Source organism: Roseovarius sp. (assembly GCF_040219995.1).
Lineage (GTDB): Bacteria > Pseudomonadota > Alphaproteobacteria > Rhodobacterales > Rhodobacteraceae > Roseovarius.
In genome coordinates, this window is record NZ_JAVJUC010000042.1 from 194,468 (window position 1) to 219,728 (window position 25,261).

39 protein-coding genes are annotated in these 25,261 nt (G+C 62.1%); 2 read left to right on the forward strand and 37 right to left on the reverse strand.

Features of this window, described 5'->3' with window-relative positions; all coding sequences use genetic code 11:
- Positions 1 to 95: 95 nt before the first annotated feature.
- The 10 genes from RID11_RS18890 to rplO all read right to left on the reverse strand — a co-directional run bounded on the left by RID11_RS18890 (position 96) and on the right by rplO (position 9,558).
- Positions 96 to 1,406 carry a replication-associated recombination protein A gene (locus RID11_RS18890; RefSeq protein WP_350141827.1) on the reverse strand — a complete coding sequence of 437 codons (1,311 nt, stop codon included), beginning with the start codon at positions 1,404 to 1,406 and terminating at the stop codon, positions 96 to 98.
- Complete coding sequence (locus RID11_RS18895) at positions 1,403 to 2,779, reverse strand: trypsin-like peptidase domain-containing protein (RefSeq protein ID WP_350141829.1); 1,377 nt, start codon at positions 2,777 to 2,779, stop codon at positions 1,403 to 1,405. Before RID11_RS18895 ends, RID11_RS18890 begins: the two co-directional genes overlap by 4 nt.
- A gap of 164 nt (positions 2,780 to 2,943) precedes the next feature.
- Positions 2,944 to 3,363, reverse strand: coding sequence for a 50S ribosomal protein L17 (rplQ, locus tag RID11_RS18900; RefSeq protein ID WP_050663313.1), 420 nt, complete (start codon positions 3,361 to 3,363; stop codon positions 2,944 to 2,946).
- 150 nt (positions 3,364 to 3,513) lie between these two features.
- Entirely contained in the window at positions 3,514 to 4,530 is a 1,017-nt protein-coding gene (locus tag RID11_RS18905) for a DNA-directed RNA polymerase subunit alpha (RefSeq protein ID WP_074785798.1), read from the reverse strand.
- Positions 4,531 to 4,644: 114 nt separating this feature from the next.
- On the reverse strand, positions 4,645 to 5,034 hold the full coding sequence (gene rpsK, locus RID11_RS18910) for a 30S ribosomal protein S11 (RefSeq protein WP_037247420.1): 390 nt from the start codon (positions 5,032 to 5,034) through the stop codon (positions 4,645 to 4,647).
- Positions 5,035 to 5,049: 15 nt separating this feature from the next.
- Positions 5,050 to 5,418: a 30S ribosomal protein S13 gene (gene rpsM, locus RID11_RS18915; protein WP_350141833.1), complete on the reverse strand. Its 369-nt coding sequence runs from the start codon at positions 5,416 to 5,418 to the stop codon at positions 5,050 to 5,052.
- Between the two features lie 194 nt (positions 5,419 to 5,612).
- Positions 5,613 to 6,815 (reverse strand): glycosyltransferase family 87 protein, encoded by a 1,203-nt coding sequence (locus RID11_RS18920; RefSeq protein ID WP_350141834.1) that lies wholly within the window; start codon positions 6,813 to 6,815, stop codon positions 5,613 to 5,615.
- 151 nt (positions 6,816 to 6,966) lie between these two features.
- The gene (locus RID11_RS18925) at positions 6,967 to 7,611 is read right to left on the reverse strand and encodes an adenylate kinase (RefSeq protein ID WP_350141836.1); all 645 of its coding nucleotides are present in this window, start codon (positions 7,609 to 7,611) and stop codon (positions 6,967 to 6,969) included.
- The gene (gene secY, locus RID11_RS18930; RefSeq protein ID WP_350141838.1) at positions 7,608 to 8,972 is read right to left on the reverse strand and encodes a preprotein translocase subunit SecY; all 1,365 of its coding nucleotides are present in this window, start codon (positions 8,970 to 8,972) and stop codon (positions 7,608 to 7,610) included. Before secY ends, RID11_RS18925 begins: the two co-directional genes overlap by 4 nt.
- A 112-nt stretch (positions 8,973 to 9,084) precedes the next feature.
- The gene (gene rplO, locus RID11_RS18935) at positions 9,085 to 9,558 is read right to left on the reverse strand and encodes a 50S ribosomal protein L15 (protein ID WP_350141839.1); all 474 of its coding nucleotides are present in this window, start codon (positions 9,556 to 9,558) and stop codon (positions 9,085 to 9,087) included.
- A 258-nt stretch (positions 9,559 to 9,816) separates the two neighbouring features.
- Between rplO and RID11_RS18940 the strand changes: the two genes are divergently transcribed.
- Positions 9,817 to 10,530 (forward strand): vWA domain-containing protein, encoded by a 714-nt coding sequence (locus RID11_RS18940; protein ID WP_350141841.1) that lies wholly within the window; start codon positions 9,817 to 9,819, stop codon positions 10,528 to 10,530.
- Between the two features lie 19 nt (positions 10,531 to 10,549).
- On the opposite strand, the gene RID11_RS18945 is transcribed toward RID11_RS18940, so the two are convergent.
- The 19 genes from RID11_RS18945 to rplB all read right to left on the reverse strand — a co-directional run bounded on the left by RID11_RS18945 (position 10,550) and on the right by rplB (position 19,660).
- Positions 10,550 to 10,987: a GFA family protein gene (locus tag RID11_RS18945; protein WP_350141842.1), complete on the reverse strand. Its 438-nt coding sequence runs from the start codon at positions 10,985 to 10,987 to the stop codon at positions 10,550 to 10,552.
- 216 nt (positions 10,988 to 11,203) lie between these two features.
- Positions 11,204 to 11,392, reverse strand: a complete 189-nt coding sequence (gene rpmD / locus RID11_RS18950; RefSeq protein ID WP_050663321.1) for a 50S ribosomal protein L30 — start codon at positions 11,390 to 11,392, stop codon at positions 11,204 to 11,206.
- A gap of 12 nt (positions 11,393 to 11,404) precedes the next feature.
- The gene (gene rpsE / locus RID11_RS18955) at positions 11,405 to 11,974 is read right to left on the reverse strand and encodes a 30S ribosomal protein S5 (RefSeq protein ID WP_350141843.1); all 570 of its coding nucleotides are present in this window, start codon (positions 11,972 to 11,974) and stop codon (positions 11,405 to 11,407) included.
- Between the two features lie 108 nt (positions 11,975 to 12,082).
- Positions 12,083 to 12,442 (reverse strand): 50S ribosomal protein L18, encoded by a 360-nt coding sequence (gene rplR / locus RID11_RS18960; protein WP_050663323.1) that lies wholly within the window; start codon positions 12,440 to 12,442, stop codon positions 12,083 to 12,085.
- A gap of 11 nt (positions 12,443 to 12,453) precedes the next feature.
- Positions 12,454 to 12,987: a 50S ribosomal protein L6 gene (rplF, locus tag RID11_RS18965; protein ID WP_350141844.1), complete on the reverse strand. Its 534-nt coding sequence runs from the start codon at positions 12,985 to 12,987 to the stop codon at positions 12,454 to 12,456.
- Between the two features lie 12 nt (positions 12,988 to 12,999).
- On the reverse strand, positions 13,000 to 13,392 hold the full coding sequence (gene rpsH, locus RID11_RS18970; protein ID WP_080457188.1) for a 30S ribosomal protein S8: 393 nt from the start codon (positions 13,390 to 13,392) through the stop codon (positions 13,000 to 13,002).
- A gap of 13 nt (positions 13,393 to 13,405) precedes the next feature.
- A complete protein-coding gene (gene rpsN / locus RID11_RS18975; protein ID WP_050663326.1) occupies positions 13,406 to 13,711 on the reverse strand; it encodes a 30S ribosomal protein S14 in 306 nt (101 codons plus the stop codon).
- A gap of 19 nt (positions 13,712 to 13,730) precedes the next feature.
- Positions 13,731 to 14,294 carry a 50S ribosomal protein L5 gene (gene rplE, locus RID11_RS18980; RefSeq protein WP_350141845.1) on the reverse strand — a complete coding sequence of 188 codons (564 nt, stop codon included), beginning with the start codon at positions 14,292 to 14,294 and terminating at the stop codon, positions 13,731 to 13,733.
- On the reverse strand, positions 14,287 to 14,598 hold the full coding sequence (gene rplX / locus RID11_RS18985) for a 50S ribosomal protein L24 (protein WP_050663328.1): 312 nt from the start codon (positions 14,596 to 14,598) through the stop codon (positions 14,287 to 14,289). Before rplX ends, rplE begins: the two co-directional genes overlap by 8 nt.
- A gap of 1 nt (position 14,599) precedes the next feature.
- On the reverse strand, positions 14,600 to 14,968 hold the full coding sequence (rplN, locus tag RID11_RS18990) for a 50S ribosomal protein L14 (protein ID WP_050663329.1): 369 nt from the start codon (positions 14,966 to 14,968) through the stop codon (positions 14,600 to 14,602).
- Between the two features lie 78 nt (positions 14,969 to 15,046).
- Positions 15,047 to 15,277: a 30S ribosomal protein S17 gene (gene rpsQ / locus RID11_RS18995; RefSeq protein ID WP_050663330.1), complete on the reverse strand. Its 231-nt coding sequence runs from the start codon at positions 15,275 to 15,277 to the stop codon at positions 15,047 to 15,049.
- Between the two features lie 12 nt (positions 15,278 to 15,289).
- Complete coding sequence (rpmC, locus tag RID11_RS19000; protein WP_050663331.1) at positions 15,290 to 15,490, reverse strand: 50S ribosomal protein L29; 201 nt, start codon at positions 15,488 to 15,490, stop codon at positions 15,290 to 15,292.
- Between the two features lie 263 nt (positions 15,491 to 15,753).
- Positions 15,754 to 15,960, reverse strand: a complete 207-nt coding sequence (locus tag RID11_RS19005; protein WP_050663332.1) for a cold-shock protein — start codon at positions 15,958 to 15,960, stop codon at positions 15,754 to 15,756.
- Between the two features lie 210 nt (positions 15,961 to 16,170).
- On the reverse strand, positions 16,171 to 16,791 hold the full coding sequence (locus tag RID11_RS19010) for a 2OG-Fe(II) oxygenase family protein (protein WP_350141846.1): 621 nt from the start codon (positions 16,789 to 16,791) through the stop codon (positions 16,171 to 16,173).
- 226 nt (positions 16,792 to 17,017) lie between these two features.
- Positions 17,018 to 17,431 (reverse strand): 50S ribosomal protein L16, encoded by a 414-nt coding sequence (gene rplP, locus RID11_RS19015; protein WP_350141847.1) that lies wholly within the window; start codon positions 17,429 to 17,431, stop codon positions 17,018 to 17,020.
- Between the two features lie 13 nt (positions 17,432 to 17,444).
- On the reverse strand, positions 17,445 to 18,152 hold the full coding sequence (gene rpsC, locus RID11_RS19020; protein ID WP_350141848.1) for a 30S ribosomal protein S3: 708 nt from the start codon (positions 18,150 to 18,152) through the stop codon (positions 17,445 to 17,447).
- Complete coding sequence (gene rplV / locus RID11_RS19025; RefSeq protein ID WP_050663336.1) at positions 18,152 to 18,532, reverse strand: 50S ribosomal protein L22; 381 nt, start codon at positions 18,530 to 18,532, stop codon at positions 18,152 to 18,154. The genes rpsC and rplV overlap by 1 nt, the downstream gene beginning before the upstream one ends.
- Positions 18,533 to 18,535: 3 nt before the next feature.
- Positions 18,536 to 18,814 (reverse strand): 30S ribosomal protein S19, encoded by a 279-nt coding sequence (gene rpsS, locus RID11_RS19030; RefSeq protein WP_050663337.1) that lies wholly within the window; start codon positions 18,812 to 18,814, stop codon positions 18,536 to 18,538.
- A gap of 3 nt (positions 18,815 to 18,817) precedes the next feature.
- Positions 18,818 to 19,660: a 50S ribosomal protein L2 gene (gene rplB, locus RID11_RS19035; RefSeq protein WP_350141849.1), complete on the reverse strand. Its 843-nt coding sequence runs from the start codon at positions 19,658 to 19,660 to the stop codon at positions 18,818 to 18,820.
- Between the two features lie 337 nt (positions 19,661 to 19,997).
- Here rplB and RID11_RS19040 point away from each other — a divergent pair, with 337 nt between their 5' ends.
- Positions 19,998 to 20,345 carry a phasin family protein gene (locus RID11_RS19040; RefSeq protein WP_350141850.1) on the forward strand — a complete coding sequence of 116 codons (348 nt, stop codon included), beginning with the start codon at positions 19,998 to 20,000 and terminating at the stop codon, positions 20,343 to 20,345.
- A 190-nt stretch (positions 20,346 to 20,535) separates the two neighbouring features.
- Here the strand turns inward: RID11_RS19040 and RID11_RS19045 are convergent, their stop codons facing one another.
- From RID11_RS19045 to RID11_RS19080, 8 genes are all read right to left on the reverse strand, one after another.
- Entirely contained in the window at positions 20,536 to 21,543 is a 1,008-nt protein-coding gene (locus RID11_RS19045; RefSeq protein ID WP_350141851.1) for a hypothetical protein, read from the reverse strand.
- A complete protein-coding gene (locus RID11_RS19050) occupies positions 21,543 to 22,292 on the reverse strand; it encodes a hypothetical protein (RefSeq protein ID WP_350141852.1) in 750 nt (249 codons plus the stop codon). The genes RID11_RS19045 and RID11_RS19050 overlap by 1 nt, the downstream gene beginning before the upstream one ends.
- Before the next feature lie 94 nt (positions 22,293 to 22,386).
- Positions 22,387 to 22,776 carry a hypothetical protein gene (locus RID11_RS19055; protein WP_350141853.1) on the reverse strand — a complete coding sequence of 130 codons (390 nt, stop codon included), beginning with the start codon at positions 22,774 to 22,776 and terminating at the stop codon, positions 22,387 to 22,389.
- A gap of 166 nt (positions 22,777 to 22,942) precedes the next feature.
- Entirely contained in the window at positions 22,943 to 23,239 is a 297-nt protein-coding gene (locus tag RID11_RS19060; RefSeq protein WP_350141854.1) for a 50S ribosomal protein L23, read from the reverse strand.
- The gene (rplD, locus tag RID11_RS19065) at positions 23,236 to 23,853 is read right to left on the reverse strand and encodes a 50S ribosomal protein L4 (RefSeq protein ID WP_350141855.1); all 618 of its coding nucleotides are present in this window, start codon (positions 23,851 to 23,853) and stop codon (positions 23,236 to 23,238) included. The genes RID11_RS19060 and rplD overlap by 4 nt, the downstream gene beginning before the upstream one ends.
- Entirely contained in the window at positions 23,850 to 24,692 is an 843-nt protein-coding gene (gene rplC / locus RID11_RS19070) for a 50S ribosomal protein L3 (protein ID WP_350141856.1), read from the reverse strand. Before rplC ends, rplD begins: the two co-directional genes overlap by 4 nt.
- 12 nt (positions 24,693 to 24,704) lie before the next feature.
- Positions 24,705 to 25,013 (reverse strand): 30S ribosomal protein S10, encoded by a 309-nt coding sequence (gene rpsJ / locus RID11_RS19075; protein WP_037273464.1) that lies wholly within the window; start codon positions 25,011 to 25,013, stop codon positions 24,705 to 24,707.
- Between the two features lie 105 nt (positions 25,014 to 25,118).
- Positions 25,119 to 25,261: EF-Tu C-terminal domain-related protein (locus RID11_RS19080; protein ID WP_502949321.1), on the reverse strand; the 143-nt coding region annotated here is incomplete at its 5' end.

Below are 25,261 nucleotides of genomic sequence, written 5' to 3' on the forward strand. Positions count from 1 at the left end.
AACACGAAATCCCTCGGCTTTCCAGACTCTAATCCGAAAAACGCGCAAGTTTTAAAGGTCAGTAATCCTGAAGCTTTTTCCGAAGCTACCCGGTTTTACCCCCCACGCCGCTCGCGCAGACGTGAAAAATAGTCGAGTCGTTTTTTGAGTTCGCGCTCGAATCCGCGCTCCACCGGCTGATAGAGAACCGGACGTTTCATCGTCTCGGGAAAGTAGTTCTGCCCCGAAAACGCGTCCTCGGCATCGTGGTCATAGGCATAGCCCGCGCCATAGCCCTCGTCGCGCATGAACTTGGTCGGCGCGTTCAGGATATGCTTGGGCGGCGGCTCGCTCCCGGTCTTCTTCGCTTCGCGCATCGCGGCCTTGTAGGCGGCATAGCCCGCGTTCGATTTCGGCGCGAGCGCGAGATACGTCACCGCCTGCGCCAGTGCCAACTCGCCCTCGGGACTGCCCAGACGTTCATAGAGTTCCCAGGCATGCAGGCAGACCGTTTGCGCCTGCGGGTCGGCAAGGCCGATATCCTCCACCGCCATCCGGGTGATGCGCCGCGCCAGATAGCGCGGGTCCTCGCCCCCGGTCAGCATCCGCGCCAGCCAGTAGAGCGCGGCATCAGGATCAGAGCCGCGCACCGATTTGTGCAGCGCCGAGATGAGGTTGTAATGCTCATCGCCCGACTTGTCGTATTTCGCCGCCCGCTTCATCAGCCGCGCGGCCAGCGCCTCGCGCCCCAGCTTCCCGTCAGTCTTCCACGCCGCCACCTGCTCGATCAGATTGAGCAGCGCGCGCCCGTCGCCATCGGCCATTTCCAGAAGGCTCTCGCGCGCCGGACCGTCAAGCGGCAGGGCCCGGCCCAGATCCTTCTCGGCCCGCTGCGCCAGACGTTCGAGATCCGCCAGATCGAGCCGCGTCAATACCAGCACCTGCGACCGGCTGAGCAGCGCCGCGTTCAACTCAAACGACGGGTTTTCCGTCGTGGCCCCCACCAGAAGGATCGTGCCATCCTCCATATGCGGCAGGAACCCGTCCTGTTGCGCCTTGTTGAACCGGTGGATCTCATCGACGAAGAGAAGCGTGCCCTGCCCGTTCGCGCGTCGGTGCTTGGCCTCCTCGAAGACCTTGCGCAATTCCGGGACGCCGGTAAAGATCGCGCTGATCTGCACGAAATGCAGATCGGTCTCATCCGCCAGCAGCCGCGCGATGGTGGTCTTGCCCACACCGGGCGGGCCCCAGAAAATCAACGAGGTCAGACTGCCCGACGCGAGCATCACGCCAAGCGGCGCATCGGGCCCCAGCACCTGATCCTGCCCGATCACCTCCGACAGGGCACGCGGGCGCAGCCGGTCCGCCAGCGGGCGCGGCGCCCCCTTGGGTGCAGGCGTGTCGCCGGTATCGAAAAGATCGCTCACAACCGCAACCGCAGCGCCATGCGCCGCCCGTTGCGCATCACCTCGATGCTCAGCGTGCGCGAGGCCCGCTCCAGCGCCTCGACTGCCGTGGCGCTGTCACTGACGGCGATGCCGTTGATCTCGCGCAGGATGTCACCGGGGCGCAGCCCCGCCCGCGCGCCGTATGGTCCGGGGTCGTCGACGATCACCCCCTCGGCCATCAGCGGCAGGCCGTAAGCGTCGATCACCGCCGGATTGATCGTCGAAAGCACCATCTCTGGCAGCGCGGCGCGGTCGCCCGTCCGGGTCGGGTTGCGCGGCGGCACTTCGGGGGCGGCGATCATCGGCACGTCGATCTCGTCCGCCTCACCATCGCGCTGCCGCGTGATCCGCGCGGTATCACCGATCCCGGCAAGCGACATGCGAAACACCATCTCCGCAGGGCTGTTCACCGGCTGCCCGTCGACCGCCGCGATCACGTCGCCCGGCTCTATCTGACCGGCAAAGCTGCTCTCGGGATGCACCTGAGAGATCACGATTCCCTCGGGCCGGGTCAGGCCCAGCCCCTCGGCCATGTCGGGCGTCACCGGCTGCCCGCCCAGCCCGGCCCAGGGGCGGACAAAGGCGCTCTGCCCGGCGCGCGCCTGCGCAACGAACTGCGCCACCAAGGCCGAGGGGATGGCAAAGCCAATCCCGTTCGATCCGCCCGAGCGCGACAGGATGGCCGTGTTGATCCCGATCAGATCACCGTTAACATCGACCAGCGCACCGCCTGAATTGCCCGGGTTGATCGGCGCATCGGTCTGGATGAAATAGCCCCGCGCATTGCCCGACGCCGTGCCCGACCGCGCCAGCCCCGACACGATGCCACTGCTCACCGTCTGGCCCACGCCGAACGGATTGCCAATGGCCAGCACCAACTCGCCGACCTGCACGCTGTCGCTGTCGCGCAGCCGCAGCGCGGGCAGGTCGGGGGCGTCCTCGACCTGCAACACCGCAAGATCGGCCTCTTCATCGCCCAGCAGGACGCGCGCGGCATACTCGCGCCCGTCATTGAGAACCACGCGGATATCCGTCGCCTCGCCGACCACATGGTAATTCGACACCACGATGCCATCCGCGCCAAGCACCACGCCCGAGCCTAGCGAGTTCTGCACGCGCGGCCGCGATGCGCCGAAATCGTTGAAGAACCGCCCGAAGAACGGATCGTTGCGGAACGGGCTGCGCCGGCCTTCGACGATACGGCTCGCGTAGATGTTGACCACCGCCGGGGCGGCCTGCTTCACCACCGGCACAAACCCGGTCTGGATCTCGGCCTGTGACATCGGCACGCGCATCTCGGCGGTTAGCGGTCCCGCGAGCAGGATCAGGACGAAGGACAGGATGCGGATCAAGAGCGGCCTCCTTATGTGTCGGCGGATCGCCCGAGATATGCGCGGCACGCGGAAGCAATGCAAGCCCGCTGCGCTTCTTCTTGGTCCAAATACCCAGGTCCCACAGACGCAAAACCCCCGCCGGTGAGGGCGGGGGTCAGGGCCGGGCCAATAATTGGCGTGGCTTATTCTTCTGCGGCCTCTTCGGCGGCAACCCGGGCGCGGTCTGCGGCACCCTTGGCATCGACGTCACGGTCAACGAATTCGATGATCGCCATCGGCGCCATGTCACCATAGCGGAACCCGGCCTTGAGCACGCGGACATACCCGCCCTGACGGTCCTTGTAGCGGGGCCCGAGCACGTCGAAGAGCTTGGCAACGTGGATGTCCTGCTTGAGCTGGGCGGCGGCCTGACGGCGTGCGTGCAGGTCACCGCGCTTGCCGAGCGTGACCATCTTCTCGATGATCCGGCGCAGTTCCTTGGCCTTGGGCAGGGTGGTCTTGATCTGCTCATGTTCGATGAGCGAGCCGGCCATGTTCGCCCACAGCGCCTTGCGGTGCTCGTGGGTGCGGTTCAGGCGGCGGTATCCTCTTGCGTGACGCATTTTTCTATCTCCTAAGCGTTTTTGCTTTGTCTGGCGGTCTGATGCGTGTCAGCCGCTCTCCTTGGGGCGGGATTGCCCGGGTCGTCGGGGAGCACCGATTTCTTGAAAAGAAATCGGAACGGAAACTTTCAAAGTTTCCGTTCCCTTATCTCAAAAGGCGTCCTCGAATTTCTTGGCGAGGTCCTCGATATCGTCCGGCGGCCAGTCCTCGACATCCATGCCGAGGTGCAGGCCCATGCCCGAGAGCACTTCCTTGATCTCGTTGAGCGACTTGCGGCCGAAGTTCGGGGTGCGCAGCATCTCGGCTTCGGTCTTCTGGATGAGATCGCCGATATAGACGATATTGTCGTTCTTGAGGCAGTTGGCCGAGCGCACGCTGAGTTCCAGCTCGTCGACTTTCTTGAGCAGGAGCGGGTTGAATTCCAGCCCGTCATCCTCGGCCTCACGGCCCGCCGATTCCGGCTCGTCGAAGTTGACGAAGATCGACAGTTGATCCTGCAGGATGCGCGCAGCGAAGGCCACGGCGTCATCCGGCGTGATCGAGCCGTCGGTCTCGATCTTCATGGTCAGCTTGTCATAGTCCAGCACCTGGCCCTCACGGGTCGGCTGCACATCATAGCTGACGCGGGTGATCGGAGAATAGATCGCGTCGATCGGAATGAGGCCGATGGGCGCGTCCTCGGGCTTGTTCTTGTCCGCCGAGACATAGCCCTTGCCGGTGTTGACCGTCAGTTCCATGTACAGGTCCGCACCTTCGTCGAGATGGCAGATCACGTGATCCTTGTTCAGCACCTCGATGCCCGCGCTGTCGGAAATGTCGGCAGCGGTCACGGCACCCGGGCCCTTCGCGTTGATCGACAGGCGCTTGGGCCCTTCGACTTCCATGCGGACGGCAACGCCCTTGAGGTTGAGAACGATATCGGTCACATCCTCGCGCACGCCCGGCACCGAGGAAAACTCGTGCAGCACGTTGTCGATCTGCACGGCGGTGATGGCCGCCCCTTGCAGCGACGACAACAGCACGCGGCGCAGCGCGTTGCCGAGGGTCAGACCAAAGCCGCGCTCCAGCGGTTCGGCGACCAGAACCGCCTGACGCAGCGGGTCATTGCCCGGTTTCACGTCAAGCTGTGTCGGCTTGATCAGTTCAGCCCAATTCTTGTGGATCATGCGTCCCTCCATTCCTGTTCTGTCCTCATGTCCAAAGGTCCAGAACGCCCGAGGATGTAAAATGACGAAAAGGGGACCGCACCTGTGCGCGGCCCCGCTTTGATAGATGTCGGATCAGACCCGGCGACGTTTCGGCGGGCGGCAGCCGTTATGGGCGATCGGCGTCACGTCACGGATCGACGTGATGTTAAAGCCGACAGCCGCCAGCGCGCGCAGCGCCGATTCACGGCCCGACCCGGGCCCCTGAACCTCGACCTCAAGCGAGCGCATGCCATGTTCCTGCGCCTTTTTGCCCGCATCTTCTGCGGCCATCTGCGCGGCATAGGGCGTCGATTTGCGCGAGCCCTTGAAGCCCATGGTCCCGGCAGAGGACCACGCAATCGCGTTGCCCTGCACGTCGGAGATCAGGATCTTGGTGTTGTTGAAGGAAGAGTTCACATGAGCAACGCCGGTGGCGATGTTCTTGGAGACCTTCTTCTTGGTGCGTTTGGTATCGCGTGCCATCTGGTCAGCCCTCCCTTATTTCTTCTTGCCGGCAATGGCCTTTGCGGGGCCTTTGCGGGTGCGTGCGTTGGTATGGGTGCGCTGACCACGAACCGGCAGGTTGCGGCGGTGACGCAGGCCACGGTAGCAGCCGAGATCCATCAGGCGCTTGACGTTCATCTGCGTCTCACGACGCAGGTCGCCTTCGACGGTGTAATTCGCGTCGATGTACTCGCGCAGGGCCAGAGCTTCGGTATCCGAAAGCTCGTTGACGCGGCGCGAGGCGTCGATGTTCACGGCTTCGCAGATGGCCTTGGCCGAAGAGTGGCCGATTCCGGTGATGTAGGTAAGGGCGATCGGGACCCGTTTGGAGGTCGGGATATTAACGCCGGCGATACGTGCCAAGTGTCTTTTCCTTTTTCGTTGCGGTTCCGTAGCTCCAGAACCTTTTTTCACAACGTAAGCCCGAGGCGGTTTTCGCTCCGGGCCGCAGCTGAATTCGGATTGTCGATTCGAGGCCGGGGGCGACCCGACGAGAATCAATCTCGTGTGCGAGATAGGGCTGGTTATGAGTGTTTCACCAACGTGTCAACCCTCGATCAATTGCCGGTACCGCCAGACAATGTTTTTGACGATGAATGACCCCTTTGCCCCAGAGCCGGTGTTGCGAAGAGCATCAATAACAACACCAACGGGGTCACCTGAAGCGACAGGCTGGCGGCAAGAACACTGCCTATCCAAGGCAGCAGCCAAAGCAGGGCGAACATGATATTCAGATTGGGAATGGAGAATGCGCCAAGCAATTCGTTTTTGCGATCATACCAGAGTGCCAGTGCGAAATGAAACATGACCATGTCGTAGTTGAAGCTGTAAGGCAGAATGATAAGAGTTCCGAGAACCAACCAGAGAATATGATGGCGGATATCTGAACGTCCGGAGGGCCAGCGGAGCCAGAGAACGACCGCTGCAACAAGCGCCAGGATCAAGTGGAGTATGTAGGCCTGCCCAATGGCCAGCCCCAGCAACCGCCCCTGCATGAAACCGCTTGGGATCATCCACATCAAAGCGCCTTGCCAAGTCTCGACGACAGTCGTCTGCTGCTTTGAGGTCACGGTAAGGAATTGCCACCATGCCCCCGTACCGTACAGAAAGATCGAAACCGTCACTGCAGTTACCAGAAAAAGCGCCCCGAAGGCCATGGTCTTGTATCGCTCCGAGGCGAGGAGAAACGGGATGACGCAAATGCCAAGGTGGGGCTTTATCGCCAGAATTGCCCAAGTCAGACCGGCGCTTACGCTACGGCTTCTATGGGTCAGAACCATCGCAATGACCAATAACGAGGAAAACACAAACCCATTCTGGCCGGCAAGAATATTCACCATCCCCGCAGGAGAAAGACAGATGAAAATCCCCCATATCCAACCCAGCCCCAGGAGCCTGACTGCGACAAAGACGAGAGCCACGCCCATCACAGTCCAGAGTGTGTAGGCCCAGAAATAAGGAAACAGCGCGAGAAATTGAGAGAGCGGCCAGAGCAGGGGAGGGTATGACCAGTTGTGAATACCGTAATCCGCACCATGAAGCTGCTTTATGATCGACCAATAGGTATCGGGCTGAAACAGAACCTCGGATCGCCCTTCGGAAATGAGCACTCCACCCAAATGTGTGTTGAGAAAGTCCCGGCCGATCACATGGCCGGTAAAGTCATACCCACCGGTCGTCGAGGCGAGATAGACAAGGATCAGCGTCAGCGACACCGCACTAATCAAAACCGGGAATGCGTAGCGCGTGACAAGAAACATTGGAAATCCGCGAACTGAACATCTGACAAGCGCTAAGTCCTGACACGAGGCCGAACCGATTTTGGAACAGCCTATTCCGGCAAGACACGGATGACCACAAGTTTTCGAACGCGCCCGAGATCGGTTGGCGGTCACGCTTTGTCGTCAAGCCTCAGCCGTCAAGTGCCGCTGCAATCGCCGCCTTGACCTCGTCGATCTCGCCCAGGCCGTCGACCGAGGCAAGCTGACCGTTGGCATAGTAATAGCCCAGCAGCGGCGAGGTTTTCTTGTAATATTCCATCAGCCGGTTGCGCAGGCTGTCCTCATTGTCGTCGGCGCGGCGCTTGACATCGGTGCTGCCGCATTTGGCGCATTTGCCGTCCGCGGGCCAGGGCTTGGTGATGTCGTTATAAACTTCGCCGCAGCCGCCGCAGGTCGAGCGCGCGGTGATGCGTTCCACGAGGGCCTCGTCGTCGACGCGCAGCTCGATCACCGCATCCAGCGTCTCACCCTGCTCTTCCAGAAGGTCGGCCAGCGCATCAGCCTGTGCCAGCGTGCGCGGGAACCCGTCAAAGATGAACCCACCCTGCTTGTCGCCCTGGAGTTTTTCGCGGATCAGACCGATCACGATATCGTCGGTGACCAGATCACCACGTGCCATCACATCGGCCACAATCTTGCCCATCTCCGAACCGCTGTCCTTGGCCTCGCGGAGCATGTCGCCGGTGCTGAGCTGGATCATGTCGCGGCTCTCGACCAGGTAATGCGCCTGCGTGCCCTTGCCCGCCCCCGGCGGCCCCAGAAGTATGATGTTCATCGACGTGCCCCTCCCTTGCGACGGCCTTTCTTGCGACCTTTGCCGCTGAGCTGCGATTTCTCGATCAGCCCTTCGTATTGATGCGCAAGCAGGTGGCTCTGAACCTGCTGGATCGTGTCCATCGTGACCGAGACCACAATCAGCACCGACGTGCCGCCAAAGTAGAACGGAATGGCAAACTGGTTGCGCAGCACCTCGGGCAGAAGACAGACTGCCGTCAGATAGATCGACCCGAGCACCAGGATGCGGTTGACCACGTATTCGATATATTCCTCGGTCCGTTTGCCGGGGCGCACGCCGGGAATGAACCCGTTCTGGTTCTTCAGGTTCTCAGCCACGTCATCGGGCTTGAAGGCCACGTTGAACGTGTAGAAATAGGTGAAGAAGATGATCATGCCCGCGAAGAACAGCAGGTAGAGCGGCTGACCGGGTCCGAAATAGGCCATGATCGTGGACATGACCGGATTGGTCTGATTGCCCGAAAACGTCCCGATGGTCGCGGGCAGCAACAAGAGCGACGAGGCAAAGATCGCCGGGATCACGCCCGCCGGGTTGACCTTGACCGGCAGGTGCGACGAGCCGCCGTCATAGACCTTCATCCCCACCTGACGTTTGGGATACTGGATATGGATCTTGCGCAGAGAGCGCTCCATGAACACCACAAAGGCGATCACCGCGACCACCATGAGCATCACGCCCACGATCACCGCAGGGCTGATCGCACCCGAGCGGCCCGAGGCAAAGAACTGCGCCAGTGCCGCCGGGATCTCGGCGATGATGCCCACGAAGATGATCAGCGAGATGCCGTTGCCGACGCCGCGCGCGGTGATCTGCTCGCCCAGCCACATCAGGAACATCGTGCCGCCGACCAGCGTGATCATGCAGCTTGCGATGAAGAAAAGACCGGGATTGGTGACCATGTCACCCGATTGCAGGCTGACCGCGAGGCCATAGCTTTGCAGCGTGGCGAGACCGACCGTGCCATAGCGCGTATACTGGTTGATCTTCTTGCGGCCCTGCTCGCCCTCTTTCTTGAGCTGCTGTAGCTGCGGTACCATCGCCGTCAACAGCTGCACGATGATCGAGGCCGAGATATAGGGCATGATACCGAGGGCAAAGATGCCCATCCGGCCAAGCGCGCCACCGGTGAACATGCTGAGCATGCCGCCGATCGTCGCCTGAGCGCCGTCCATGAAATCCCGGAGTGCCGCGCCGTCGATCCCCGGCACCGGGATGAAGGTGCCAAGCCGATAGACGATCAAAAGCCCCAGCGTGAAGAGGATGCGCTTGCGCAACTCGGTGGCCTTGCCAAGCGCGGACCAGCTTGTGTTGGCCGCCATTTGCTCTGCTGCAGATACCATTCGCGGGTCTCTTTCATATGACAACGCCGCCTAGGGCTGTTTTCCAGCTCAGGCGGCGTCAAAAGGAAAACTCGAGGACTATGTAAGCGGGCGCAGGCCCGCTCACAACCTCTTATTCAGCGGCCTGCGCTGTTGTGACCGAAAGCGTGCCCCCGGCTTTCTCGACGGCGTCGATGGCCGACTTGGAGGCGCCAGTCACGGCGATGTCGAGTTTCGTGGTCACGTCGCCCTTCGCCAGAACGCGCACACCATCGAGCTTGCGCCGCACGAGGCCCGAGGCCACGAGCACATCCTCGGTGATCTGGGCGGAGCCGTCGATCTTGCCCGCTTCGATGAATTTCTGGATCAGGCCGAGGTTCACCACCGCGAAGGATTTGCGGTTCGGCTTGTTGAAGCCGCGCTTGGGCAGGCGCTGATAGAGCGGCATCTGGCCGCCCTCATAGCCCTTGATGGCCACACCCGAGCGGGATTTCTGACCCTTGATACCACGGCCACCCATCTTGCCCATGCCCGAGCCGGGGCCGCGGCCGATGCGTTTCTTGGTCTTGGTTGCGCCGGGATTGTCGCGCAGTTCATGCAGTTTCATTGTCGCTATCTCCTTGCCGGATGCGGCCCCCAGCGACGGGAGCGGCCGAACGCGGCTTGCGTGAAAGGTTGAGTCGGGCCCTCAGGCCACCGTGGGCGTATAGACCCGGCCCGCCCCGGGATCAAGGGCCGAGTTTTCAGCCAGCCGGAGGGCGACATCACGCCGAGGCCGCAGGCCGATCCAAACGGTGAAAGGCATCGCCCCTCTGGACATGCGCCCGGCCCGCGTTACGCTGGTGGCACCCAAGCCGGAGATCCCATGCGCGCGCTTTGCCTTGCCCTCGCCTTCGCCACCCTGCCCGGCCCCGCGCCACAGGCCGCCACGGGCTGCGCGCGCGATGCGATGCTGGTCTTCGACGGCTCGGGCTCGATGGACGAGGTGGGCCATGACGCAACCGCGCCCACCCGAATCGTCGATGCCCGCCGCGCGGTGCGCGAGGCGATGCCCGACATCGCCCCCTATCGCCGGGTCGGCCTGCTGACCTATGGCCCCGGCGGGGCGCATGCCTGCTCGGGGATCGACCTGCGCTTTGCCCCCCGTGCCGATGCCGGCCCCGCCGTCATCGCGGGCATCGACACCCTCTCGCCCGGCGGCCTCACCCCGCTCGCTGCCTCGGTCGCCACGGCGGTCGAGGTTCTGGGAGAGGACGGCATCGTCGTGCTGGTGACCGATGGCAACGAGACCTGCGGCGGCACGCCCTGCGCGCTCAGCGCGCATCTGGCCGACACCGCGCCGGGGCTTACCGTGCATGTCATCGGCTTTCGCGTGGTCTATGACCCGTTCTCGTGGAACAGCCCCGAGGCCGGCGACTATGACGGCCAGACGGTGGCCAAATGCCTCGCCGACGCGACCGGCGGGCTGTTCGTCTCGACCGAAACGGTGGACGAATTGGCAGACGCGCTCCGCGTCACGCTTGGATGTCTGGTGGTGGGCGAAGCGCCCCGGCAGATCAGCCCGCGTTTGCCGATCTGATCCGCCGGGGCAGCAATGCTTACGACGGCGCAGGCCACTCGAAATCGGGGCGCAGCGCCTCGTAGACAGGGCGGCCGTCATCCGGCTTCGGCACGCCGCTCGCGGGATCGTAGAAGGCGTGATAGGGGGCCGGGGCAATCTGACCGTCATAGCCCATAAGGTTGGGCACGATGACACGGATGCGGTTCTGCTTGTCGTCGAGCATGATCGGCGCGCCGCATTCCCCGCAGGTGCACAGCTCAAGCGGGCCGTCGGGATTGTTGGCGTTGAACGGCTGGCGTTTCAGACCGGCCTCGTTATCCACCGCCACATCGCCATGCTTGAAGAACACGACATGGGTGGTGTCCTGCCCGGTAACGCCCTTGCAGACGGAACAGTGACAGGTGTGATTGTCGATCGGGTCGTGATCGGCATGCGTGTGGATGTGATCGCAACCGCCGGAATATTTATGTGACATGGGGTCCTCCCTCAAGGATTGCGCGCCCGGCGGCAGCCCGCCACCCGGCGCAGAGAGAGAATACCACGGCCCCCTGCCCGCACGGCAGAGAGACAAAAGACTCGCGTGATAGTGTAACGAAGATCGCCCCGATCATCTCTGACCGGGGCGAATTTCTTCAAAACCTGCCGGAAACTTCAAAAGTTTCCGGACCGTTTTCTTTTCAAGAAAACGGGCTCAGCCCTTTTCCTCGACGATCTCGACCATATGCGAGACCTTGGCGATCATGCCGCGCACGGCGGGCGTGTCTTCCAACTCGCGCGTCTTGTGCATCTTGTTGAGGCCCAGACCGATCAGGGTCTGGCGCTGCTTTTCGGGGCGGCGGATCGGCGAGCCGATCTGCTTGACGACGATGGTTTTTGCCATGTTCCGGTCTCCTTACGCTTCTTCCGCATCGGCAGCAGCCGGCGCTTCGTCACCCCGTTTCAGGATGTCGGCGACCTTCTTGCCACGGCGCTGTGCGACCATGCGCGGGCTGGTCTCTTTCTGGAGACCGTTCAGCGTGGCGCGGATCATGTTATAGGGGTTCTGCGACCCGTTCGACTTGGCGACCACGTCCTGAACGCCCAGCATTTCGAACACGGCGCGCATCGGACCACCGGCGATGATGCCGGTACCCTGCGGGGCGGTGCGCATCACGACCTTGCCCGCGCCATGGCGACCTTCCATGTCGTGGTGCAGCGTCCGGCCCTCGCGCAGCGGCACGCGGATCATCGCGCGCTTGGCGGCTTCGGTGGCCTTGCGGATCGCCTCGGGGACTTCCTTGGCTTTACCTTTGCCAAAGCCGACACGGCCTTTTTGGTCGCCAACAACGACCAGAGCGGCAAAGCCGAAGCGCTTGCCCCCTTTTACGGTTTTCGAAACCCGGTTGATCGCAACCAGGCGATCGGCGAATTCAGGGGTTTCGTCGCGGTCACGCCCGCGCCCCCGGTTGTCATCTCTTGCCATTCTCGTCGTCCTTTCCATGCGGCACGGCGGGGTGCCTGATAATGCTCAATCCAGGTGAGCCAAGGCTCCCGGATCATCGAGGCGGCCCCGAGGGGGGCCGCCTGCGCTTTAGATTTTCAGACCGGCGTCACGCGCGGCATCGGCCACGGCCTTGACCCGACCATGGAACAGGAACCCGCCCCGGTCGAAATAGGCCTCGGTGACACCCGCCTTCTTGGCGCGTTCTGCAATCGTGGCCCCGATCTTGGTGGCGGCCTCGAGGTTGCATTTGCCCACCAGTCCCAGATCCTTTTCGAGGGTCGAGGCGGCGGCGAGCGTCACACCGTTGACGTCGTCGATCAGCTGCACGCTGATGTTCTTGTTGGAGCGGTGAACGCTCAGGCGCGGACGCCCTGCATTGACCTTGCGGAGTTTGTTCCGAACGCGCAGGCGGCGTTTGAGGAACAGTTTTCTTTTGCTGTATGCCATAGCTCGCGTCCTTACTTCTTCTTGCCTTCCTTCTGGAAGATGTACTCGTCCTTGTAGCGGATCCCTTTGCCCTTGTAGGGCTCGGGCCGCCGCCAGTCGCGGATATTCGCCGCAACCTGACCGACGAGCTGCTTGTCCGTGCCTTCGACCACCAGTTCGGTGGGCTTGGGCGCGGTAACAGTCACACCTTCCGGAACAGCGAAGTCGACGTCATGGCTGAGACCGAGGTTCAGCTTGAGGACGTTGCCCGCCATCTGCGCGCGATAACCGACGCCGCGGATTTCCAGCTCTTTCTTGAAGGTTTCATTGGCACCGTGCACCAGGTTGGAGATGACCGTGCGGGTCATGCCCCATTGCTGGCGGGCGCGCTTGGATTTGCCGCGCGGCGTGACGGTGATCTGGCCATCCTCGATGGTGATGGTCACATCGTCGGTCGCCGTGAAGGATTTGGTTGCCTTCGGGCCCTTCACTTCGATGGTCTGGCCCGACAGCGTCGCGGTGACACCATTGGGCAGAGCCACGGGTTGTTTTCCGATACGAGACATGTCCGGGTCTCCTTAGAATACCGTGCAGAGCACTTCGCCGCCAACATTGGCTGCGCGCGCGGCTGCATCCGACATCACACCCTTGGGGGTGGAGACAATCGACACGCCGAGGCCCTGACGGACCTGCGGAATGTCCTTGACGCCCATATAGACGCGACGACCGGGCTTGGAGACCCGCTTCATTTCGCGAATGACAGGGGTGCCCTCGAAATACTTCAGGCTGATTTCGATCGCCGGGTGACCGTTTTCGCCCGTGATCTGTTCATAGCCACGGATGTACCCTTCTGCCGCCAGAACGTCGAGCACGCGCACGCGCATCTTCGAGGCCGGGGTCAGAACCGTGGATTTACCGCGCATCTGGCTGTTGCGGATACGGGTGAGCATATCGCCGATAGGATCGTTCATATCTCTGCCCTCCTCACCAGCTCGATTTCACAACGCCAGGCAGTTGCCCGGCAGAGCCCAGATCGCGCAGCGCGATACGGGAAATCTTGAGTTTGCGGTAATACGCATGCGGACGACCGGTCAGCTGGCAGCGGTTGTGCAGCCGGGTCGCCGAGCTGTTGCGCGGCAATTGTGCCAGCTTCAGGGAGGCGCGGAACCGCTCTTCCATCGGCTTGCTTTCGTCACTGATGATCTCTTTCAGCGCGGCACGTTTCTTGGCGAAACGCTCCACCAGCTTCTGGCGCTTCTTCTCGCGCTCGATCATTGCTTTCTTAGCCATAAATCTATCCTCCCCCGGCTCAGCTGTTGAAGGGCATGTTGAATAGCTTCAACAGCGCCTTGGCTTCAGCGTCGGTCTTCGCCGTGGTTGTGATGATGATGTCCATACCCCACACTTCGTCGACCTTGTCGAAGTTGATTTCGGGGAAAACGATATGTTCCTTGAGGCCCATGGCGTAGTTGCCACGCCCATCGAACGACTTGCCCGGCACGCCGCGGAAGTCGCGGATACGGGGCATGGCGATGGTGATCAGGCGATCGAGGAAATCATACATGCGGTCGCCGCGCAGCGTGACCTTGGCCCCCAGGGGCATGTCCTCGCGAACGCGGAACCCGGCGATCGAGTTGCGGGCCTTGGTGACGACGGCGCGCTGACCGGCGATCAGGCTCAGGTCTTCCTGAGCGGATTTCGCCTTCTTGGAGTCGCGCACAGCCTCGGCGCCGCAGCCGATGTTCAGGACGATCTTGTCCAGACGCGGGATCTGCATGTCGTTGGTATAGCCGAACTCTTCCTTCAGAGCGGGCTTGATTGCCTCACGGAACTGCGTGCGCAGACGCGGGGTATAGGTTGCTGTATCAAGCATCGATCACGTCCCCCGTGGTCTTGGCAAAACGAACCTTCTTGTCGCCTTCGATCTTGAAGCCGACGCGGGTCGGTTTGCCGTTCTTGTCGACAATGGCCAGATTGCTCAGGTCGATGGGCATCGCCTTGGGCAGGCGGCCCCCCTGGCTGGTCTGGCTCTGACGGGTATGGCGGATCGCCATGTTGACACCCTCGACCACGGCCTTGCCGGATTTCGGATCAACGCTGGTGATCGTGCCCTTCTGGCCCTTGTCCTTGCCGGCCAGAACGATCACGCTGTCGCCTTTTTTAAGTTTGGCAGCCATCTTACAGCACCTCCGGGGCGAGCGAGATGATTTTCATGAAGTTCTTGGAGCGCAATTCGCGCACGACCGGCCCGAAGATACGGGTGCCGACAGGCTCGCCCGCATTGTTCAGGATGACGGCGGCGTTACGGTCGAACTTGATGGCGGTGCCGTCTTCACGACGAACCTCCTTGGCGGTGCGCACGACGACGGCCTTGCGGACGTCGCCCTTCTTCACGCGACCGCGCGGGATGGCTTCCTTGACCGAGACGACAATAATGTCGCCCACGGATGCGTATTTACGCTTGGAACCACCTAGAACCTTGATGCACTGAACTCGGCGTGCGCCGGAGTTGTCAGCAACATCCAGATTGGTCTGCATCTGGATCATTTGGTTTCTCCCGACCTATGGGGGGCGATGCAATGCCTGGTCCCCAGGGTTTCGACAATGCCGGACGGCGCTGTTGGCTTACGCCTCCAGCACCTCCCAGCGTTTCGTTTTCGACTTCGGCGCGCATTCGATGATCCGAACGGCATCGCCGACCTTGTAGGTGTTGTTCTCGTCGTGAGCCCGGTACTTCTTGGACTTACGGATGGTCTTCTGCATCACCGGATGCTTGAAGCGGCGCTCGACCGATACGGTGACGGTCTGGGCGTTGGCGTCAGAGGTCACGACACCTTGAAGAATACGTTTGGGCATCTCAGGGGCTCCTTACTCTGCGGCCGCTTGGGCTTTTTCGTTCAGAATGGTCTTGACGCGCGCCGCGTCGCGGCGGGCCTTGCGCATCTGAGCGGGGTTCTCAAGCTGGCCGGTGGCCGCCTGAAAGCGCAGGTTGAACTGCTGCTTCTTCAGGGTGGTGAGTTCCTCCCGGAGCTGGTCCGGGGTCTTGTCACGCAGTTCCTTGGCGTTCATCGCCTTTTCCTTTCTCAAAACACCGGACGGCCCCTGACGGTTGGTTCAGGGTCACCCGAAACCCGGTGGATGAATTGCAAAACACGCGAATCCCCGGGCAGGCCCAAGGGTCGCGGATTGGCGCTCTATAAGGGAGGCCGCCGCATAGGGCAAGGGGGAGTTTGGGAAATCGTCCAGCCTGCCCATGGCGGGCCGGCACCCCATCCAAAACAAGAAACGGCCCCGGGTTCCCCCGAGGCCGTCCCAAAGTCCGGTCAGTTCGCTTATGCGAGCTGCAGGTTCGACGCGCTCTCGCGGCCGTCACGGCCGGATTCGATGTCGAAGGTCACTTTCTGGTCATCGGCCAGGCCGGTGAGGCCAGCGCGCTCGACGGCGCTGATGTGGACGAAAACGTCCTTGCCGCCATTGTCGGGTGCGATAAAGCCGAAGCCTTTAGTGGAATTGAACCATTTTACGGTGCCATTGGCCATGGGTAGTCTCCTGATGTTGTGCTGCCCGCTTGAGTGCGGCAGCCGCGGCGTGGTCGGTCTGGATCGAGAAACTGACCGCCGGTTTAGAGGAGACAGGTATCGAAAAAGAATAACGTTAGCAGCGTCCATATGCGCGCGAATGGTCCATTTTGCAAGAGGCAAGTTCAAATTACCGATTTTTCCGGGGCTTATGCGCCCCAAACGGCGGTATCAGGCCCAGGAATAGTTGAAACTGACGCTGATCCGGTCCGCTTCTGACATGTTCATCGGCACCTCGTGGCGCAGCCATGATTCCCACAGCAGCACATCGCCCACCTGCGGCCTGGCATAAACGAAGGTCTGCAATTCCTCCCGCGCGCCCTTGCGACGCGTCGGCGCAGCCATCATCCGCGCCGAGCGCGGGTCTTCCAGCTTGAGCGCGCTGGCATCCTCGGGCATCGCCACATAGGTGGTGCCCGAGATCACCGAATGCGGGTGGATGTGGCTGCCATGGCTGCCGCCCTCGGGCAGGATGTTGATCCAGATATCCTCCAGCTTGAGCGCGCGCCCGTCGAGATCAAACTCGAGATCCTCGGCAAACGCCGCGACATGCGCATCCAGCGCCTTGACCAGATCGGCAAAGATCGGAAACCGCCACGGCAGATCGGTCAGCGAGGCATAGGAGGTGTAGCCGGGATAGCCTTCGGTCTCGCACCAGTCCTGCCCCGCCTCGTCATCCTCGGCGATGGAATAGCACGACGCCTCCAACTCCCTGGCATCGATGGCGGGGCCGTGCTCACTCAGGGCGGCACGGTAGAGGCGGGTCACGAAGAGAGAGCGGATCTGGGACATGGCCCGTTCCTAGCGCAGCCTCCGCCCCGAGGCGAGAGGCAAATTCACCGCGAAAGCCGCTTGCAAGCGGCTTGACCAAGCGCCTTGCAAGGCGCGTCTCACGCGGTTTGAAAACCGCGTCACAAGCCCGTTACAACGGGCTTGCCGCCCGCCCAAACGAAAGCCCCCCGCACGATCACTCGCGCGGGGGGCCAATATCAAAGGATGGGGGTTCACCCCACCGCCCTTACCAGTCCTCGCGGACCACGACCCGGGTCTTGACCGGCAGCTTCATCGCGGCGAGGCGCAGGGCCTCCATCGCGACCGCTTCGCCGACACCGTCGATCTCGAACATCACACGGCCGGGCTTGACCTTGCAGACCCACCGGTCCACCGAGCCTTTACCCTTACCCATGCGAACCTCGATCGGCTTGGCCGTCACCGGGGTGTCCGGGAAGATCCGGATCCAGACCCGGCCCTGACGTTTCATGTGACGCGTCATGGCACGGCGTGCCGCCTCGATCTGGCGTGCGGTGACACGCTCGGGCTGTGTGGCCTTGAGACCGAAAGACCCAAAGTTCAGATCAGAGCCGCCCTTGGCTTCGCCCTTGATCCGGCCTTTGTGCATCTTGCGGAATTTTGTACGCTTTGGTTGAAGCATCTGTCATTCCTCCTTAACGGCGGCCGCCGGCGCCACGGGGCGCGGGACCATCCTGGAGTTCCTGGGCCTTGCGATCACGCGCACCGGGATCGTGCTCCATGATCTCACCCTTGAAGATCCAGACCTTGATGCCGATGATGCCATAGGCGGTCGCCGCCTCGACATTGGCATAATCGATATCGGCGCGCAGCGTGTGCAGCGGCACACGCCCTTCGCGATACCATTCGGTCCGGGCGATTTCGGCCCCGCCAAGACGCCCTGCGACGTTGACCCGGATACCCAGGGCCCCCATCCGCATGGCGTTCTGCACGGCGCGCTTCATCGCACGACGGAAGGACACACGACGCTCAAGCTGCTGCGCGATGCTGTCACCCACCAGGGCCGCATCAAGCTCGGGCTTGCGCACCTCGACGATGTTGAGATGCAACTCGCTGTCGGTCATCTTCGCCAGCTTCTTGCGCAGCGTCTCGATATCCGCGCCTTTCTTGCCGATGATGACGCCCGGGCGCGCGGTGTGGATCGTGACGCGGCACTTCTTGTGCGGACGCTCGATGATCACACGGCTGATGCCGGCCTGCTTGCACTCGGTGTTGATGAACTCGCGGATCGCGAGGTCCTCGAGCAGAAGATCACCGTAATCCTTGGTGTCGGCATACCAGCGGCTGTCCCAGGTGCGGTTCACCTGCAGGCGCATGCCAATCGGATTGACTTTGTTACCCATTAGGCTTGCTCCTCAATTTCACGCACCTTGATCGTCAGTTCCGAGAACGGCTTTTTCAGCGCCCCGAACCGGCCACGTGCCCGCGGACGGCCACGCTTCATCACAAGGTTCTTGCCGACATATGCCTCGGCGACAACAAGCTCGTCCACGTCGAGATTGTGGTTGTTCTCGGCATTGGCGATCGCCGATTGCAGGCACTTCTTGACGTCCTCGGCGATCCGTTTGTTCGAGAAGGTCAGATCGGTCAGCGCCCGGTCCACCTTCTTGCCACGGATCATCGCGGCGACGAGGTTGAGTTTCTGCGGGCTCGTGCGCAGCATGCGCAGCTTGGCCATCGCCTCATTATCCGCCACGCGGCGGGGATTCTTATCCTTGCCCATGGCTTATTTCCTCTTCGCTTTCTTGTCCGCCGCATGCCCGTAATAGGTGCGGGTCGGCGAGTATTCACCGAATTTCTGGCCGATCATGTCCTCGCTCACATTCACCGGAATGTGCTTGTGGCCATTGTAGACGCCAAACGTGAGACCCACGAATTGCGGCAGGATCGTCGAGCGGCGCGACCAGATCTTGATCACTTCTTTGCGCCCCGACTCGCGCGCTGCCTCTGCCTTTTTCAAGACATAGGCATCGACGAAGGGGCCTTTCCATACAGAACGTGCCATGTGTTAGCGGCCCTTCTTCTTGGCGTGACGCGAGCGCAGGATAAGCTTCTGCGACGCCTTGTTCTTGTTGCGGGTGCGCGCGCCCTTGGTGGGTTTGCCCCAGGGCGTGACCGGGTGACGACCACCCGAGGTCCGGCCCTCACCACCACCATGCGGGTGGTCGATCGGGTTCATCACGACACCACGCACCGACGGGCGGATGCCCTTGTGGCGCATGCGGCCCGCTTTACCGTAATTCTGGTTCGAGTTGTCGGGATTGCTGACCGCACCGATGGTGGCCATGCATTCCTGACGCACAAGACGCAGCTCGCCCGAGCTCAGACGGATCTGCGCGTAACCGCCATCGCGGCCGACGAATTGCGCATAGGTGCCAGCGGCGCGTGCAATCTGCCCGCCCTTGCCAGCCTTGAGCTCGATGTTGTGAATGATCGTGCCGATCGGCATGCCCGAGAACGGCATCGCGTTGCCCGGCTTGATATCGGCCTTGGCGCTGGCGAGCACCTTGTCGCCGACAGCCAGACGCTGCGGCGCCAGGATATAGGCCTGTTCGCCATCTTCGTAGCGGATCAGCGCGATGAACGCGGTGCGGTTCGGGTCATATTCGATCCGTTCCACGACGGCCGGGATGTCGAGTTTGGTACGCTTGAAATCGACGATGCGGTAGAGGCGTTTCGCCCCGCCGCCCTTGCGACGCATCGTGATCCGTCCGGTATTGTTCCGGCCGCCATGCTTGGTCAAACCCTCAGTGAGGGATTTGACCGGACGTCCTTTCCACAGCTCCGAACGGTCGATCAGCACCAGCCCGCGCTGGCCCGGCGTCGTCGGCTTATACGACTTGAGTGCCATGCTTTCTGTCTTCCGTTTAGCAAACGCGTGCCCGAAGGCCCGCTATGTAAGGTGGGTTTCAATCCCACCGTGGTTATAGGCCCCCGAAGGTGCCCGGCTCTTCGTTGCCCTTGCGAACAACAGCGAAGCCCCGGACGAATCCGGGGCCTTGCGGATGGGGTCTGATAGGGGAGTGTCCGTGCCCGGTCAAGGGGGTGAGCACATAATCGCGCCATTAGACACAGATCAAGGCCAACCCGGCCCGACGGGTTTAAAATCCGGTCGTTGAATAACACATAAACGATGGGATGCGCCGCCCGCAATGGCGCATGATCCGTCCGGACAAGGGAGACCGACCATGACCAAATCCGCAAAGAAAACCACCGCCAAACCCGACACCGAGGCCCTCACCTCCGCCATGGCCGCCGGGAACCCCGCCGCCCGGATGTGGCTCGACATCATGGCCGAAAGCACCCGCTTCGCCTCCGAGCGCCTGCAAAACGATCTCGAGACCCAAAGGGCAATGCTGCGCTGTCAGAGCCCGGCCGATCTGGTGCAACTGCAATCGGAATTCTTCCGCCGCGCGGTCGAGCAATACACCTCCGAGGCGCAGCGGATGTTTGACATCATGACCGAGGCCACCGGCGACACGGTCAAGGACGCCAAGACCAGCACCAAGCGCGACTTTGACGATGTTCCGGTTTGAGGGCATGTGCGTTGCTGCGTGACGCCGCGCCGTGACAAACTCGGCGCAGCGGGGGTAATTGTACGACCCGCGACTCGTGACTTGGAGAGGGGCGTTGCGGTGTTCCAAGTCAGTTCAGGACCCTCATTGCGTAAGGCAGGTCCTCTCCAAACCGCGTCATTCCGCAGCCACGTCGCCCATGCGACTGCCATCAGTCCTCCACCACTTCCCCGTCGCCCTCCGCAGCTTCCTCATCTAGCCAGGCGCGCACGGCCTCCAAGTCGCCATCCGCCCTGCGTCTGTATCCGACAAGCCACCCTTCGGTGTCCGCGTAAGGGATTTCCACGGCCAGGCACAGCCCGATTGCCTCGGCGACACGGCGCAGGCCCTGGTCGACGCTCTCCTCGACGGTGAACTCCGGGCCGGTCGGCACCGTGTCGAAGGTCTGCTCGAAATAGACAACCGGGCCGTCGTACCCGATATCGGCGAACGGGCGCGGCATCACGGAAAACTCGATGGCGAAATCCTCGGTCTCGTAGACCCCGCCGATGATCGCGTCGTCCTCGCGCTGCAATTCATAGGCGTCTCCCCCCATGAGGGCAGTGACACGGTCCATGAGTTCGATTTCGCTCAGCGCCCGTCCTGCGGCATGCCAGCCCCCAACCAGCGCGCTACGTCCCAGGACGACCGGAAAGGGCGCGGCGCCGGGGCGCGACAGATCATGCGGAACAGGGCGCATCGTGCTGCTGATCTCTCCCGCGTCCATGAGCATCTCCGCGTCGAGGTCTTCTGTGGCCTGCGCCGCGCCCGCCCCGCTCAGGGCACGGCGTATAAGGCCCGCCTGCCCGGGCCCGGCCACGAGGGCCGGAAACCCGGCTTCCGACAGATCCGCCGCCAGCCCCGGATCAACCGTCAGAAAGATGTCCTTGCGCGGTTCATATCTGTCGGGGTGGCGCAGGATGACAATGCCGTCATGATTGGGCAATTCGCGCGCTAGGAAGGTCTCGGCCCCGGCCGCGTCCGGCGTGTCGAGGCGATAGGGATGATACGCGTCCGCGTCCTGAAACCCGAGGTCAGTCACGGCGAATGCACCGCCTGACGCGCTGAAGGCCGAGGCCTGCTCCAGTCCGTGACGCTCCGCGATGGCGGCTATCTCGGAATGCCCTTCAACCATGTGCCGCTCGCCCTGCGGCGCAAAAAATACCGTGAATTCCGTCATCAGGTCCTCCAATGCGGCCCGCCCAAACGTGCGTGCGCGACGCGCCCGGGCGGCGGGGTGATCCGCAGGAAATAGGTCTGCACAAACCGCATCTCACCCGCGATCACGACAAAGATGGTAAAGGGCGTTTCGGTGCTTCTGCAAAAGGCCGCGTAGGCCACGAGCTGGGCAACGGCCCGGGCGCGCGCCGTGCTCCAGCGGCGGCCAGCATAGCGCGCGAAACTGATCGGCGGCCGCGGGCGCCGGCCCAGCCGCCGACCGAGGATATTCCTCAACACCTGTCCGTCGCGGTAATTCCGATAGGCTCGCCTCAGCCACCACTTGCGCTGCCGCGTGCGCACGAACGTCGCCCGGTCGATATAGAGCGCCTGGGCGCGGTCGGGCTGGGAATACTTGGCCTCCAGCAGGCAACAGCCGAACCTGTAGCTGGCGGGGGCAGACGGCGGCGGCGTCGCGGCCAGCCCATCGGCCCAGACCGCACTGCGCGGGTCCAGTTCGTAGCCGATATGCTGAACCGCGCTCATGAACCAGTTCGGATCATAGATGTTGTATTCCAGCGGGCCGCATTTCTCTGTCTGGTAGCGGACCCAGGCATTGCGGTTGGACGTATCGCTCGGCGCGATCTGGACCCGCACACGTTTCGTGGGCAGCCCGGCCTTGAAACCACTGGCCCGCACCTCGTCACATGTGTCACAACAATTCGCCACCTCGGAGGCATCGGCGTTGGCAAATAGGTTCTGCGCGTCCAAAGGGTGTCCCCCGGCTTCCAGCCTCGGTTGAATGTCTGAAAAATCACTAAACAAAAAGCGGAACCAAGCCAAGCGCGGCTTTTAGGCGGAACCATCAGAACAGCCCTTTCAGGATTTGATACCCGATCAGAATAACCGCCCACAGCCCGAGGGCTGTCAGCATTGACGCTAGACCGAACAACATATGACGAAGAAGAAACGCTGTCGGGATCAGGCTGAGTGAATGGGGTGTCCGAGGCCTATAACTCTTTTCGGTCACAAAGAACCAGTGACCTGCCCCGTACATACACCGGATGAGTTTTGCGCGGGACGGGGGGGCGCCTGTGCGTTTCGTGTAGTACTCGATGAACTCGTCTTTGTAATTGAACACCGGGAAAACAAAAGCGACCAAAAACCCGGAAACCCAGATTGATACGCATGCGCCAGCGAAAAATCCGAACATGAGCAGAAAAACCGACCACATGCCGACAACCTCGTCTTTCACCCTGACCCCGGCCAAGCCTACGCCGCCTTCCTGGTCTGAACAAGACAGGCCAGCCAGAGCGTGGATTGGCACCCCAAGCGCATCAACACAACACACGAAAAACCCCGGCCACCTTGCGGCAGCCGGGGTCTTTCATTCCGTAGGGTGGGGTTTCACGCCACCATGATCACAGACCCGTGGTCACGTCGATCGTGTTGCCTTCGACCAGCGTCACATAGGCTTTCTTGACGTCATTCCGGCGGCCCATCTGGCCACGGAAGCGCTTTTGCTTGCCCTTGGTGATCGTGGTGTTGACGGCCTTGACCTTCACACCAAAGAGCGCCTCGACGGCCTCCTTGATCTGCGGCTTGTTGGCGTCGATCGCCACCTCGAAGACAACCGCTCCGTTTTCGGAGGCCATGGTCGCCTTTTCGGTGATCACCGGCTTGCGGATCACATCGTAATGTTCAGATTTCGCGCTCATTTCAACCGAGCCTCCAGTGCTTCGACACCCGCCTTGGTCAGCACGAGCGTGTCGCGCTTGAGGATGTCATAGACGTTTGCGCCCATCGACGGCAGCACATCGAGACCCTCGATATTGGCCGCGGCACGGGCGAACTCTGCGTTCACCTCGGCCCCGTCGATGATCAGCGCGCGCTTCCAGCCCATGTCCTTGATCAGCTTGGCCAGGGTCTTGGTCTTGCCGTCGCTCTCGGTGTTCTCGATCACCACCAGCTCGCCCGCCTTGACCTTGGCCGAGAGCGCGTGCTTGAGGCCAAGCTGACGCACCTTCTTGGGCAGGTCATGCGCGTGGCTGCGCGGGGTCGGGCCCTTGTAGATACCACCCTTGCGGAAGATCGGCGCGTTGCGGTCGCCGTGGCGTGCGCCACCGGTGCCCTTCTGGCGATAGATCTTCTTGGTGGAATAGCTGGTTTCCGACCGGGTCTTGACCTTGTGCGTGCCGGCCTGCGCCTTGTTGCGCTGCCAGCGGACGACGCGGTGCAGGATGTCCGCGCGCGGTTCCAGGCCGAAGATGTCTTCGCCCAGATCGACCGAGCCGGCCTTGCCGCCGTCCAGTTTGATCACGTCGAGTTTCATTCTTCGCTGTCCTTCTTCTCGGCCTGAATGTCGGCCTCGGCCTCTTTCAGGGCTGCTTCTTCCGCAGCGGCCTGCTCTTCGGCCAGACGCTTGGCTTCTGCTTCTTCCTCGGCAGCGGCCTGTGCGGCGGCTTCCTCGGCAGCTTTCGCGGCCTCTTCAGCGGCCGATTTCAGCGCGGCGGGCAGAATGGCGTTCTCGGGGAACGGCTTTTTCACCGCGTCCTTGATCGTCACCCAACCACCTTTCGATCCGGGCACGGCGCCCTTGATCATGATCAGGCCACGCTCTGCATCGGTGCGCACCACCTGCAGGTTCTGCGTGGTGACCTTGGCCGCGCCCATGTGACCGGCCATCTTCTTGCCTTTGAAGACCTTGCCGGGATCCTGACACTGACCCGTCGAGCCGTGTGAGCGGTGGCTGATCGACACACCGTGGCTGGCCCGCAGACCGCCAAAGTTGTGGCGCTTCATAGCCCCGGCAAAACCCTTACCGATCGAGGTGCCCGAGACGTCCACGAACTGACCTTCAAAGTAATGGTCAGCGGTGATTTCCTCGCCCACGTTGATCAGGTTCTCAGGCGCCACGCGGAATTCCGCGACCTTGCGCTTGGGCTCCACCTTGGCCACGGCGAAATGCCCGCGCATGGCCTGCGTCGTGCGCTTGGCCTTGGCGGTGCCTGCACCGAGTTGCACGGCGCTATAGCCGTCTTTCTCAGGGGTGCGCTGTGCCACCACCTGAAGTTTGTCCAATTGAAGAACGGTCACAGGAACCTGCTTGCCGTCTTCCATGAAAAGCCGGGTCATGCCGACTTTTTTCGCGATCACACCAGAGCGCAACATGTCTTGCCCTCCTTAAACCGAAATCTGCACATCCACGCCAGCGGCGAGGTCGAGCTTCATAAGCGCGTCCACCGTCTGCGGCGTGGGGTCGACGATGTCGAGAAGACGCTTATGCGTCCGGATCTCGAACTGGTCGCGGGATTTCTTGTTCACGTGGGGGCCACGCAGAACGGTGAATTTCTCAATCTTGTTCGGCAGCGGGATCGGCCCGCGCACCTGGGCACCGGTCCGTTTGGCGGTGTTGACGATTTCCTGCGTGCTGGCATCCAGCACACGGTAGTCAAACGCCTTGAGCCGAATGCGAATGTTCTGGCTTTGCATTGGTCTAGCCTTTCGCGGCATTGGAGTTGATAGGAGGAAGGCCGGACCACCCGGCCTCCCTCGTCGAACCCTGCCCCGGAGCCATGCCCCGGGGCCTGATGGTTGTTACTCGATGATCTTGGCGACGACGCCGGCGCCGACGGTGCGGCCGCCTTCGCGGATGGCAAAGCGCAGGCCGTCTTCCATCGCGATCGGCGCGATCAGCTCGACCTCGAACTTGAGGTTGTCGCCGGGCATCACCATCTCCG